Genomic DNA, 12144 nt, shown 5'->3' with positions numbered 1-12144 from the left:
AACTTAGGAAGCAAAAAATAATTCTGTTGCCTGAAGCGCTCCCTCACCAGGAGTGCACGACGCTAATGACAATAGTATATCAAACGCCTCAAGCTGAATTGATTCAGGTCAGACCAAACGGCGGTAATTTATACAAAAAATGCCGATCTGCCCCACATTTTTACATCGAGTTTACAGACTATAACCTAACGCTCAAAAAAGCCCTGCTGCGCCGCTGGCACCACAGAGCTGGGATCCTGATGGATAATGACATCGGACCCCGGGAAACGGCGCAGAATCGCCTGCTCCACCTGGTCTGCAATCACGTGGGCTTGCACCAGCGGGAGGTTATCTTCCATTTCCAAATGAATCTGAATAAAGCGGGTCGGCCCTGACTGCCGCGTTCGTAGATCGTGCGCCCCGCGGATGCCGGGCCATGCGGTCACGATGGTGATAATGTCCTGACGCTCCTCGTCAGGCAAGGCGCGGTCGAGTAGTGACTGAACCGCCTCATAGCCCATCCGCAGCGCGCTATATAAAATATAGATGCCAATCCCCAGGGCAAACAACGCGTCGGCGCGATGCCAGCCGTACCAGGAGAGGCCCAGCGCCACCAGAATGGCGCCGTTCATCATAACATCAGACTGATAATGAAGCATATCCGCCCGCACCGCCTGGCTCTGGGTTTTTCGCACCACCCAGCGCTGGAAAGTCACCAGCGCCAGCGTACTAACGAGGGCGATCAATGTGACGACGACCCCGACGCCGGCGGCCTGCAGCGGCTCCGGACGCACCAGGTGCTGAATGCCGGTGAGAAACAGGAACAGCGCCGAGCCGGAGATAAACATGCTTTGCGCCAGCGCCGCCAGCGACTCCGCTTTGCCATGACCAAAGGTATGTTCTTCATCAGCAGGCTGTAGCGAATAGCGAACCACCAGCAGGTTGGTCAGCGAGGCGGCAATGTCCACCAGCGAATCCACCAGCGCAGCCAGAATACTGACAGAACCGGTATACCACCACGCAAAAATTTTGATCAAAAGTAACGCGGAGGCCATAGCCGTCGCGGCGATAGCGGCGCGACTGACCAACCGGCCATAAGATTGATTCATATAGGCTCCTTCTCCTGCAATGCGCTTAGTATAACCCGAACTTGTGACGCTCACGGGATAGGCGAAGGAGTTGATTTACCGTAAAAAGGGCAAAAAAAACCCCCACATCATGTGGGGGAAGACAGGGATGGTGTCTATGGCAAGGAAAACAGGGTTTGTTACTGGGGTTGCAGGGTGTTGCTACTACTCGAAAGCATCATCGCTGAGCCTTTCTGCATCCTTGCAACCTCACGCAACTGATCCATACGCTGCTGGTGCTTAGCATTTAAAACCGCTTGCTGCTCTGGCGTAAGCAGGTGGTACATCTGGTTGCGAACCTTAGCCATCTCGACCTGGCGGGCAACCTGTTCCTGCGCCATCTTTTCTGCCTGAGCGCGCACAGCGTTTTCATCAAAATTTTCTGCGGTGACAAGGCGATGCATTGTCTCCATTTCGCTAACATTAACGGGGAGCCTGTCGTGGCGTGCCCGTTGCATAAGATCCCGTAACTGCTGACGTTGCTGCTCGGTTAAACTTATGCCGTCAAACATATGGCTTTGGCTACCGCGCTGTCCCCCGTCGTCTCCGGGGAGCCAGTTAACGCTGGTAACGACTTCAGCGGCCTGGCTATATGCACTTAGCGCCAGCGTTGAGGCCATGACGGCAGCGATAACATTGCGCATCACATACTCCCAAAACGTTTGTGTCGCGATTCAACGAGAGACAGTCTACGATTCAGGCTGCAAACATGCGTCAGGGGGTGTAAAACAACGTAAAGTCATGGATTAGCGGGCCTTGATGACGTAATTTCTGCCTCGGAGGTATTTAAACAATGAATAAAATCCTGTTAGTTGATGATGACCGGGAGCTCACCTCCCTGTTAAAAGAGCTGCTCGATATGGAAGGTTTTAACGTGCTGGTGGCCCATGATGGGGAACAGGCGCTGGCCCTTCTGGACGACAGCGTTGATTTATTGCTGCTCGACGTGATGATGCCGAAGAAAAACGGTATTGATACGCTGAAAGAGCTGCGTCAGACACACCAGACTCCGGTTATCATGCTAACAGCGCGCGGAAGCGAGCTGGATCGCGTTCTCGGCCTCGAGCTGGGCGCGGATGACTATTTGCCTAAGCCATTCAACGATCGCGAGCTGGTGGCCCGTATACGCGCGATTCTGCGCCGTTCCCACTGGAGCGAGCAGCAGCAGACGACCGAAGCCGGCTCACCAACCCTGGAAGTGGATGCCTTAAGCCTCAATCCGGGCCGCCAGGAAGCCAATTTCGATGGCCAGACGCTGGAGCTCACCGGCACCGAGTTCACCCTGCTCTATCTGTTAGCGCAGCATCTCGGTCAGGTAGTCTCCCGTGAGCATTTAAGCCAGGAAGTGTTAGGCAAGCGCCTGACGCCGTTCGACCGCGCCATCGATATGCATATTTCCAACCTGCGGCGTAAGCTGCCGGAGCGCAAAGATGGCCATCCGTGGTTTAAAACGCTGCGTGGCCGCGGGTATCTGATGGTTTCCGCTTCATGATTGGAAGTTTGACTGCACGCATCTTCGCCATCTTCTGGCTCACGCTGGCGCTGGTGTTGATGCTGGTGCTGATGTTGCCCAAACTGGATTCCCGGCAGATGACCGAGCTGCTGGAAAGCGAGCAGCGTCAGGGCATCATGATCGAGCAGCACGTCGAGGCCGAGCTGGCCAACGATCCGCCAAACGACCTGATGTGGTGGCGTCGTTTGTTTCGCGCCATCGATAAATGGGCGCCTCCGGGACAACGCCTGCTGCTGGTGACCAGCGAAGGCCGCGTGATCGGCGCAGAACGCAACGAAATGCAGATCATTCGTAACTTTATCGGCCAGGCCGATAACGCCGATCATCCGCAGAAAAAACGCTATGGCCGCCTGGAAATGGTGGGCCCGTTTTCCGTCCGGGACGGGGAGGATAACTATCAGCTCTATCTGATTCGTCCCGCCAGCACCTCACAATCCGACTTTATCAACCTGCTGTTTGACCGGCCGCTGCTGCTGCTGATCGTCACGATGCTGGTCAGCGCCCCGCTGCTGCTGTGGCTGGCGTGGAGCCTGGCGAAACCGGCGCGTAAGCTGAAAAATGCCGCCGATGAAGTCGCCCAGGGCAACCTGCGCCAGCATCCGGAGCTGGAAGCCGGGCCGCAGGAGTTTTTAGCCGCTGGCGCCAGTTTTAACCAGATGGTGACGGCCCTGGAGCGGATGATGACCAGCCAGCAGCGGCTGCTGTCCGATATCTCGCACGAGCTGCGCACGCCGCTTACGCGCCTGCAATTAGGTACCGCCCTGCTGCGCCGCCGCAGCGGAGAGAGCAAGGAGCTGGAGCGTATCGAAACCGAAGCGCACCGGCTGGACAGCATGATCAACGACCTGCTGGTGATGTCGCGCAATCAGGCGAAAAACGCCCTGGTCAGCGAGACGGTGAAAGCCAATCAGCTATGGAACGAAGTGTTGGACAATGCGGCGTTTGAAGCCGAGCAGATGGGGAAATCTTTCACCGTTGAGTATCCGCCGGGCCCATGGCCGCTGTACGGTAACCCCAATGCGCTGGAAAGCGCGCTGGAGAATATCGTGCGCAACGCCCTGCGCTACTCGCATACGAAAATTTCCGTCAGCTTCTCGGTGGATAAAGACGGGATTACGGTTAACGTCGATGACGACGGCCCGGGAGTCAGCCCGGAGGATCGCGAACAGATTTTCCGGCCATTCTACCGGACCGACGAGGCGCGCGACCGCGAGTCCGGCGGCACCGGCCTGGGGCTGGCGATTGTCGAAACCGCTATTCAGCAGCACCGCGGCTGGGTGAAGGCCGACGACAGCCCGCTGGGTGGTCTGCGTTTAACAATCTGGCTGCCGCTGTATAAACGAACCTGACGCCGACCCGGCCTGCGCTGTGCGGCGCTGCGCCGGGAGCATCCCCGGGAATACTTAATATGGGGGATTATTTCCCCCATAATCTCCGCGAACTATCCTCTATCTTGCCGCTTAAACGCCGTTTCTGCATCGTTCGGCTCCAGCTAACAGACAGGCCCGCTGCCGACAGTAAGCGGTGGTACTGATCATCATCAAACGGCATCTGCCAGGCAATCGCCCCGGCCTCATGAACGCTGACATCACTCAGCCGGGAAACCAGCTCGAGCGGCGCATCGCTGGAAACTTGCCCTCCGGCAATCACCCGGTACAGCCAGCCGGTTTTTCCGCTGTTTTGCATCAGCTGCGCCATATCATTGATCGCAAAATGAAAGTTGAGCTTGAAGCACGGCGATCGCGGCTGGGTGACCTGGATCAGCGCCTCGCCCCAGCGAAAGATATCGCCGATATAAACGTTTTGCTCGGTAAGCCCGGTGGTGGAGAGGTTTTCGCCGAACGCCGGCGCGCAGAACCGCTCGGCCTGCTGGGGGAAGTCACGGATCCAGTCGGCATAGTGTTCGCGCGGATAATGACACAGCGCGCGGTCCGGCCCGCCGTGGATTTTCTTCTCCGCCTGCTGGTCCCCATCGAGACCGAGATCGCCGAGCTGCAATTCTCCGTCGACCTGGATTTTGTCGATCGCGCTGGGGCGACTGCCCGCGTAGTCCCTGATTTTGCCGACAAAGACATTCACCGGATAATGCATGGCTGCTCTCCTTGCTACAGATATAAAAAAAGCGAGTCATCAGACTCGCTTCTCTTTTAGCGCAATGCAACCTTATTTTTTGGCGGCAAAACGCGCTGCAGCTTCGTCCCAGTTCACTACGTCCCAGAAGGCTTTGATGTAGTCCGGGCGGCGGTTCTGGAATTTCAGGTAGTAAGCGTGTTCCCAGACGTCCAGGCCGATAATCGGGAAGCCGGAAGCGCCGGAAATGGCTTCGCCCATCAGCGGGGAATCCTGGTTGGCGGTGGAGACAACGGCCAGTTTGTCACCTTTCAGGACCAGCCACGCCCAGCCGGAGCCGAAACGGGTAGCAGCGGCTTTTTCGAATTCCGCTTTGAAGTTCTCCACGGAACCGAAATCGCGCTCGATAGCCGCTTTCAGGTCGCCCTGCAGGGTGGTACCGGTTTTCAGGCCTTTCCAGAACAGGCTGTGGTTCGCGTGGCCGCCGGCGTTGTTACGCAGTACGGTTTTTTTGTCAGCCGGCAGCTGATCCAGCTTGGTAATCAGCTCTTCAGCGGACAGGTTAGCGAACTCCGGCAGGCTTTCCAGCGCGGCGTTGGCATTGTTCACGTAGGTCTGGTGGTGTTTAGTGTGATGGATCTCCATCGTCTGCTTGTCGAAGTGCGGTTCCAGAGCATCGTAAGCGTAAGGCAGGGATGGCAGGGTATAGCTCATAATCATCTCCATTATTGTCGAGCGGCTCAAGTGTTAACGCCGCGTAAGCAGTTTGTCCATTATAGTTAATTAAATGGTATTGAAAATGCTTATCAATGCCGTATTTTTCATATGGATATAACCAGAAGAAATACCCGTCGTTTTGTGATGTAGAACAACTAATTAAGCCCATGGTTGCCAGGGTTCGCCATCCTGTGGCAACGTCCTGAAGGCGGCCAAAGCGGCCAATTTTTACACTCATCCCATCGGAAGCCGCCGTCTCCGATAAAAAAAGATGAGGATAAAATCAATGAACCACGCGATTACGATGGGTATTTTTTGGCATTTGATAGGGGCCGCCAGTGCCGCCTGTTTCTATGCCCCGTTCAAGAAAGTAAAACACTGGTCGTGGGAAACCATGTGGTCGGTCGGGGGGATCGTCTCCTGGCTGATTCTGCCCTGGGCCATCAGCGCCACGCTGTTACCCGACTTCTGGGCCTACTACCGCTCTTTTAGCGCCTCCACGCTGCTGCCGGTCTTTCTGTTCGGCGCCATGTGGGGCATTGGTAATATCAACTATGGCCTGACCATGCGCTATCTTGGCATGTCGATGGGGATTGGCATCGCCATTGGCATCACGCTGATTGTCGGCACGCTGATGACGCCGATTATTAACGGTCAGTTTGCAGTGCTGATGCACACCCAGGGCGGTCAAATGACGCTGCTCGGCGTGCTGGTGGCGGTGATTGGCGTCGGCATCGTCACCCGCGCAGGCCAGCTGAAAGAGCGCAAAATGGGCATCAAAGCCGAAGAGTTCAATCTGAAGAAAGGGCTTCTGCTGGCGGTAATGTGCGGTATCTTCTCCGCAGGGATGTCGTTCGCGATGAACGCCGCCAAACCGATGCATGATGCCGCCGCGGCGCTCGGCGTCGACCCGCTGTACGCAGCGCTGCCAAGCTACGTGGTGATTATGGGCGGCGGGGCGCTGGTTAACCTTGGCTTCTGCTTTATTCGTCTGGCGAAAGTGAAGAACCTGTCAGTTAAAGCCGATTTCTCGCTGGCCAAACCGCTTATCATCAGCAACCTTCTGCTCTCCGCCCTCGGCGGTCTGATGTGGTACCTCCAGTTCTTCTTCTATGCCTGGGGCCACGCCAGCATTCCGGCGCAGTATGATTATATGAGCTGGATGCTGCACATGAGTTTCTACGTGCTGTGCGGCGGTGTGGTGGGTCTGGTGCTGAAGGAGTGGAACAATGCCGGCCGCCGTCCGGTGAGCGTCCTGAGCCTCGGCTGCGTGGTGATTATCATCGCCGCCAATATCGTCGGTCTGGGAATGGCCAGTTAATCACCGGATCATCTGCCTGACAACGACGCTCTTCAGGCGGCGGCGCGACTGCGCTGCCGCCATTGCCCCGGCGACATGCCGATTTCCCGGCTAAAAACCACCGAAAAGTAGTTACTGTCCTCAAAGCCGCACTGCATGGCGATATCGCCGATTAAGCGCTCGGTATGCTGCAGCAGATACTGCGCATGGCAGATCCGCAGCTGGCGTAAATAGTGATTGATGGTCATCCCGGTTTGCTGGCGAAACTGCTGGCGAAGCGCCCGCTCGCTGCCGCCCTCCTGCTCGCAGAAACGCTCCAGAACAAAGGGGCGGCTAAGGCTGGCCGCCAGCGCGGCCAGCAGTTTGTCCAGCAGCGCTTCGCGCTGCGTCGCCGCGGGATCATCCGTCGCGTAGCGATGGCGCTGCAGCGTCAGCGCCAGCTGGGCAAAAAGCAGTTCGGCCATCGCATTTCCCTGCGCGTCGCGCCGGGCGCACTCATGCTCAAGCTGGCTAATCACCTGGCGCGCCTGCGCCATACCTGTGCTGCCCATGCGCCAGTGGGGCTTCCACGGCGTGCCGAAGAGGCCAGGGATCGCCCCGGCCCAGTCAAAATTGAGCTGCAGCCGCTCCGGGCAATAGATGATGTTCTGCAGAACCAGATCGTTAACGGAAGCATAGGAGTGTTTATCTTCGGCGCGAATGTAGAACAGATCGCCGCGGGTAATGCGCCAGGGGCGATCGTTAAGGACGTGCAGCCCGTTGCCTCGCCACACCAGCACCAGCTCGCAGAACTCATGGGTATGTTCGGCAAAGACATTTTGCGGGTAGCGGTCTGCCACCGCCACTGCCTGTGTGGCGGAAGGGAAAAACTCCTCTTTACGTAAAATCAGACCGGCCACGGCTCACACTCCAAACGCGGATAACGGCGCATTATTCGCGTTTTTAGTCTGCAATACGTTGACTCTTCTCGCGTTACTGAAGAATGGCGTCGCGCCCCTGACGGATATCGCGCGGCGACCAGTCGAACTCCCGGCGAAAAAGCGTCGAAAAGTGGTTACTGTCGCCGAAGCCGCAGCGATAAGCGATATCAGTCACGCTTTCATCGCTGTGGCGCAGCAGGTGGCGGGCTTTCATCAGGCGCACCCGATTAAGATAGCGCTGTGGCGTCAGACCGGTCTGCTGCTTTAGCTGGCGGTGCAGCGTACGCAGCGACAGCGAAAACTGCGCCGCCACCTCCTCCCAGCAGATCTCCTGCGCAAAATGGTCTTCGAGCCAGGCCAACAGCTGATTCAGCCGCGCATCGTTGTTGGTGGCCTCTTCCGCAAGGCTGCTTTTACGTAACAGCACCAGCAGCTGCATAAACAGGATCTCACGGCTGGCGACGGCATGAGTATCCGTATCGCTCCCCACGGCCTCGATCTGCGCCACGATATGCCGCACCTGTTGCAGGACGGTTTGATTCACCCGCCAGTGCGAGGGGTAGTTTCCTTCCTGTTCCTGGGGCAGTAGTTGACTGACCCCGGCGAGAAAGCGAAACGCATCCGGCGCGCGATAGAGCACATTGGTCAGACACAGATTATCCGTGTGCTCGTAAAGATGGCGGTCGTGATCGCGGATAAAACAGACCGAACCGCCGCCGATGGTATAGGGCTGGCCATTGAAGACGTGAATACCCGATCCCTGCTCCACGATAACTATTTCATGAAAATCATGGTGATGTTCCGGAAAGGCCGACTGAGGGAGGCGGGGTTCAATAGCCACCGTCGAGATCCCGGCCTTAAAGAAATCCGTACTGTGCAATATGGTCATGATGCCACCCTCGTAATGAGAAAAATTATCAGTCACCGGCTGATAGTAATGAAGGGTTGGCTATCCGGCCTTCAATTTTTGACCGCGAAATTCGTAAATCCTGCCGCTTTTTCAAGAATCAGCCGGAAAGATGCGGAACTGCGGAGGCCATCACATCCTCCTAGCCATCCCCTAAAACCGCAAACTGTGATGTCCCTCACGGTCACCTTTGCTTTCTTGCCAGCGGCCAGTTTTGGCTGTCCGTAGCGAGAAGGTGTCAGTAAACGGCCTTTTTTAGACTGCGGACAATGATTTTAAGAAGGATCGTTTCATGAGTATTCGTCATTGTGTCGCTGTCGATTTAGGCGCCTCCAGCGGGCGGGTGATGCTCGCCAGCTATCAGCCCGGGCCGCGCGCCCTGACGCTGCGCGAAATTCATCGCTTCACCAATAGTCTGCAGAAAGTAGACGGCTTCGACTGCTGGGATGTAGATAGCCTGGAAGGCGAGATCCGCCGCGGGCTGGAGAAAGTGTGTGAGCAGGGCATTCTGATAGACAGTATCGGCATCGATACCTGGGGGGTAGATTATGTCCTGCTGGATAAGCAGGGTCAGCGCGTCGGGCTGCCGATCTCCTATCGTGACGACCGCACCCAGGGCCTGCTGCGTCACGCTGAAGCGCAGCTGGGCCGGGCGGAAATCTATCGCCGCAGCGGCATTCAGTTTCTGCCGTTTAATACGCTTTATCAGCTGCGCGCGCTGGTGGAGCAGCAGCCGGAGCTGGTCAGTCAGGCTGCCCATGCCCTGCTGATCCCCGACTATTTCAGCTTCCGCCTGACCGGCAATCTGAACTGGGAATATACCAACGCCACCACCACCCAGCTGGTCAATATTAACAGCGATAGCTGGGATGAGACGCTGCTGAACTGGACCGGCGCGCCGTTGGCGTGGTTCGGAAAGCCGACCCACCCCGGCAATGTGATAGGCCACTGGATCTGCCCGCAGGGTAACCGTATTCCGGTAGTCGCTGTCGCCAGCCACGACACCGCCAGCGCGGTGATCGCCTCCCCGCTGGCCGACCGCCATGCCGCCTATCTCTCCTCCGGCACCTGGTCGCTGATGGGGTTTGAAAGCCTGACGCCGTACACCTGCGACGCGGCGCTGCAGACCAATATCACCAACGAAGGCGGAGCCGAAGGCCGCTATCGGGTGCTGAAAAATATCATGGGCCTGTGGCTGCTGCAGCGGGTGCTAAAAGAGCAAAACGTCAGCGACCTGCAGGGGCTGATCGCCCGCACCGCCGCGCTACCGGCGTGCCGCTTCATAATTGACTGCAACGATGACCGCTTTATCAACCCGGCCAGTATGAGCGCCGAGATCCAGGCCGCCTGTCGCGACGCCGGGCAGCCGGTTCCTGAAAGCGATGCCGAACTGGCGCGCTGCATTTTCGACAGCCTGGCGCTGCTCTACGCCCGGGTGCTTAACGAGCTGGCGGCGCTGCGCGGCCACCCCTTCAGCCAGCTGCATATCGTCGGCGGCGGCAGTCAGAACACGCTGCTCAACCAGCTGTGCGCTGACGCCTGCGGGATCGCCGTCGTGGCCGGCCCGATAGAGGCCTCTACCCTCGGCAATATCGGCATCCAGTTAATGACCCTCGACGAGCTGGCCAATGTCGATGAGTTTCGTCAGGTAGTGCGCGGCAACGCGGCGCTCACCACTTTTACCCCCAATCCTGATAGTGAAATTGCCCGTTTCGTGGCGCAGTTTCAGCCACAACAGACCAAGGAGCTTTGCGCATGACCACTCAACTTGAACAAGCCTGGGAAATTGCTAAGCAGCGCTACGCCGCCGTCGGCGTGGATGTCGAGGAGGCCCTGCGCCAGCTGGACCGTCTGCCCGTCTCCATGCACTGCTGGCAGGGTGACGACGTCGCCGGTTTCGAAAACCCAGCGGGAAGCCTGACAGGCGGCATCCAGGCGACCGGCAACTACCCGGGCAAAGCGCGCAATGCAGAAGAACTCCGCGCCGACCTTGAGCAGGCGCTGAGCCTGATCCCGGGGCCAAAGCGTCTCAATCTGCACGCTATTTACCTGGAATCCGACGCGCCGGTAGCGCGCAATGAGATTAAGCCGGAGCACTTTAAAAACTGGGTTACGTGGGCGAAAGCCAACAAACTGGGGCTGGATTTCAACCCCTCCTGCTTCTCGCATCCGCTGAGCGCCGACGGCTTTACCCTGTCGCACGCCAACGATGAGATTCGCCAGTTCTGGATCGACCACTGCAAAGCCAGCCGCCGCGTATCCGCTTATTTTGGCGAACAGCTGGGCACGCCGTCGGTGATGAATATCTGGGTGCCGGACGGCATGAAGGATATAACCGTTGACCGCTTCGCCCCGCGCCAGCGGCTGCTGAACGCCCTGGATGAGGTGATCAGCGAGAAGCTCGACCCGGCGCACCATATCGACGCCGTGGAGAGCAAGCTGTTCGGCATCGGCGCCGAAAGCTACACCGTCGGCTCCAACGAGTTCTATATGGGTTACGCCACCAGCCGTCAGACGGCGCTGTGCCTCGATGCCGGCCACTTCCATCCGACGGAAGTGATCTCCGACAAGATCTCCGCCGCCATGCTCTACATCCCGCGCCTGCTGCTGCACGTCAGCCGCCCGGTGCGCTGGGACAGCGACCACGTGGTGCTGCTGGATGATGAAACCCAGGCCATCGCCAGCGAAATCATTCGCCATAACCTGTTTGACCGCGTGCACATCGGCCTCGACTTCTTCGATGCCTCCATCAACCGCATCGCGGCCTGGGTGATTGGCACCCGCAATATGAAAAAAGCGCTGCTGCGCGCCCTGCTGGAACCGACCGCCCAGCTGCGCCAGCTGGAGAACGACGGCGATTACACCGCCCGCCTGGCGCTGCTCGAAGAGCAAAAATCGCTGCCGTGGCAGGCCATCTGGGAGATGTACTGTCAGCGTCACGACACGCCGGCGGGCAGCCAGTGGCTGGACAGCGTACGGGCTTATGAGAATGCGGTTCTGAGCCAGCGCGGGTAATGCACGGGCTTCCCCGGGTCGCGGCTGACGCCTTACCCGGGCTACGAACCGGTAGCCCGGATAAGCCGTTTACGGCGCAATCCGGGGGCACGCACATATTTAGGGTGAGGGGGTCAACCCCGCACCGAATCAACAGGAAAGACAAGACTATGCAGACCATTATCGACGCCTGGTTCGTCCAGGGCATGATCAAAGCCACCTCCGACGCCTGGCTGAAAGGCTGGGACGAACGCAACGGCGGCAACCTGACGCTGCGTCTGGATGAAGCGGATATCGAACCTTACGCGGCGGATTTCCACGCCAAACCGCGCTATATCGCCCTCAGCCAGCCGATGCCAACCCTGGCCAACCAGCCGTTTATCGTCACCGGCTCCGGCAAATTCTTCCGTAACGTCCAGCTCGACCCGGCCGCTAACCTCGGCGTGGTGAAGGTCGACAGCGACGGCGCGGGATACCATATCCTGTGGGGCCTGACGGAGGATGCCGTCCCGACCTCCGAGCTGCCGGCACACTTCCTGTCGCACAGCGAGCGCATCAAACTGACCGGCGGCAAAGACCGGGTGATCATGCACTGCCATGCCACCAACCTGATCGCC

Annotated in this window: 12 protein-coding genes; 6 read left to right on the top strand and 6 right to left on the bottom strand. The window is 58.2% G+C overall.

Annotation, left to right across the window (positions count from 1 at the left end; translation table 11 throughout):
- Positions 1–185: 185 nt before the first annotated feature.
- Together fieF and cpxP are read right to left on the bottom strand one after the other, a co-directional pair.
- A complete protein-coding gene (fieF, locus tag E5221_RS28615) occupies positions 186–1088 on the bottom strand; it encodes a CDF family cation-efflux transporter FieF (RefSeq protein WP_002882907.1) in 903 nt (300 codons plus the stop codon).
- A 158-nt stretch (positions 1089–1246) separates the two neighbouring features.
- A complete protein-coding gene (cpxP, locus tag E5221_RS28610; protein ID WP_002882903.1) occupies positions 1247–1750 on the bottom strand; it encodes a cell-envelope stress modulator CpxP in 504 nt (167 codons plus the stop codon).
- Positions 1751–1899: 149 nt separating this feature from the next.
- Between cpxP and cpxR the strand changes: the two genes are divergently transcribed.
- Positions 1900–2598 carry an envelope stress response regulator transcription factor CpxR gene (gene cpxR / locus E5221_RS28605; protein ID WP_002882901.1) on the top strand — a complete coding sequence of 233 codons (699 nt, stop codon included), beginning with the start codon at positions 1900–1902 and terminating at the stop codon, positions 2596–2598.
- Positions 2595–3968, top strand: coding sequence for an envelope stress sensor histidine kinase CpxA (gene cpxA / locus E5221_RS28600; protein ID WP_002882898.1), 1374 nt, complete (start codon positions 2595–2597; stop codon positions 3966–3968). Before cpxR ends, cpxA begins: the two co-directional genes overlap by 4 nt.
- Positions 3969–4035: 67 nt before the next feature.
- Here cpxA and yiiM read toward each other — a convergent pair whose 3' ends face one another.
- Both yiiM and sodA read right to left on the bottom strand, forming a co-directional pair.
- Entirely contained in the window at positions 4036–4710 is a 675-nt protein-coding gene (gene yiiM, locus E5221_RS28595; protein ID WP_002882896.1) for a 6-hydroxyaminopurine reductase, read from the bottom strand.
- A gap of 72 nt (positions 4711–4782) precedes the next feature.
- Positions 4783–5403 carry a superoxide dismutase [Mn] gene (sodA, locus tag E5221_RS28590; protein WP_002882894.1) on the bottom strand — a complete coding sequence of 207 codons (621 nt, stop codon included), beginning with the start codon at positions 5401–5403 and terminating at the stop codon, positions 4783–4785.
- A 289-nt stretch (positions 5404–5692) separates the two neighbouring features.
- Here sodA and rhaT point away from each other — a divergent pair, with 289 nt between their 5' ends.
- Positions 5693–6727: an L-rhamnose/proton symporter RhaT gene (rhaT, locus tag E5221_RS28585; RefSeq protein ID WP_002882892.1), complete on the top strand. Its 1035-nt coding sequence runs from the start codon at positions 5693–5695 to the stop codon at positions 6725–6727.
- A gap of 32 nt (positions 6728–6759) precedes the next feature.
- On the opposite strand, the gene rhaR is transcribed toward rhaT, so the two are convergent.
- Positions 6760–7605 carry an HTH-type transcriptional activator RhaR gene (rhaR, locus tag E5221_RS28580; RefSeq protein ID WP_002882891.1) on the bottom strand — a complete coding sequence of 282 codons (846 nt, stop codon included), beginning with the start codon at positions 7603–7605 and terminating at the stop codon, positions 6760–6762.
- A 73-nt stretch (positions 7606–7678) separates the two neighbouring features.
- The gene (rhaS, locus tag E5221_RS28575; RefSeq protein WP_002882888.1) at positions 7679–8515 is read right to left on the bottom strand and encodes an HTH-type transcriptional activator RhaS; all 837 of its coding nucleotides are present in this window, start codon (positions 8513–8515) and stop codon (positions 7679–7681) included.
- A 310-nt stretch (positions 8516–8825) separates the two neighbouring features.
- On the opposite strand from rhaS, the gene rhaB reads away from it, so the two are divergent.
- The 3 genes from rhaB to rhaD form a co-directional block, all read left to right on the top strand.
- On the top strand, positions 8826–10292 hold the full coding sequence (gene rhaB, locus E5221_RS28570) for a rhamnulokinase (protein ID WP_029884102.1): 1467 nt from the start codon (positions 8826–8828) through the stop codon (positions 10290–10292).
- The gene (rhaA, locus tag E5221_RS28565; RefSeq protein ID WP_004150375.1) at positions 10289–11548 is read left to right on the top strand and encodes an L-rhamnose isomerase; all 1260 of its coding nucleotides are present in this window, start codon (positions 10289–10291) and stop codon (positions 11546–11548) included. Before rhaB ends, rhaA begins: the two co-directional genes overlap by 4 nt.
- A gap of 149 nt (positions 11549–11697) precedes the next feature.
- A partial coding sequence (rhaD, locus tag E5221_RS28560) for a rhamnulose-1-phosphate aldolase (protein WP_247847782.1) occupies positions 11698–12144 on the top strand: 447 nt, incomplete at its 3' end.

It is taken from the genome of Pseudomonas sp. A2 (genome assembly GCF_023100865.1).
Classification (GTDB): domain Bacteria; phylum Pseudomonadota; class Gammaproteobacteria; order Pseudomonadales; family Pseudomonadaceae; genus Aquipseudomonas; species Aquipseudomonas asiatica.
This window is presented reverse-complemented; position numbering and strand designations above follow the sequence as displayed.

Excerpts from the sequence above, each read along its gene's own strand:
- sodA (WP_002882894.1), bottom strand. The coding sequence starts at position 5,403 with ATGAGCTATACCCTGCCATCCCTGCCTTACGCTTACGATGCTCTGGAA.
- cpxR (WP_002882901.1), top strand. The coding sequence starts at position 1,900 with ATGAATAAAATCCTGTTAGTTGATGATGACCGGGAGCTCACCTCCCTG.
- cpxA (WP_002882898.1), top strand. The coding sequence starts at position 2,595 with ATGATTGGAAGTTTGACTGCACGCATCTTCGCCATCTTCTGGCTCACG.
- fieF (WP_002882907.1), bottom strand. The coding sequence starts at position 1,088 with ATGAATCAATCTTATGGCCGGTTGGTCAGTCGCGCCGCTATCGCCGCG.
- rhaB (WP_029884102.1), top strand. The coding sequence starts at position 8,826 with ATGAGTATTCGTCATTGTGTCGCTGTCGATTTAGGCGCCTCCAGCGGG.
- yiiM (WP_002882896.1), bottom strand. The coding sequence starts at position 4,710 with ATGCATTATCCGGTGAATGTCTTTGTCGGCAAAATCAGGGACTACGCG.
- rhaT (WP_002882892.1), top strand. The coding sequence starts at position 5,693 with ATGAACCACGCGATTACGATGGGTATTTTTTGGCATTTGATAGGGGCC.
- rhaA (WP_004150375.1), top strand. The coding sequence starts at position 10,289 with ATGACCACTCAACTTGAACAAGCCTGGGAAATTGCTAAGCAGCGCTAC.
- rhaS (WP_002882888.1), bottom strand. The coding sequence starts at position 8,515 with ATGACCATATTGCACAGTACGGATTTCTTTAAGGCCGGGATCTCGACG.
- cpxP (WP_002882903.1), bottom strand. The coding sequence starts at position 1,750 with ATGCGCAATGTTATCGCTGCCGTCATGGCCTCAACGCTGGCGCTAAGT.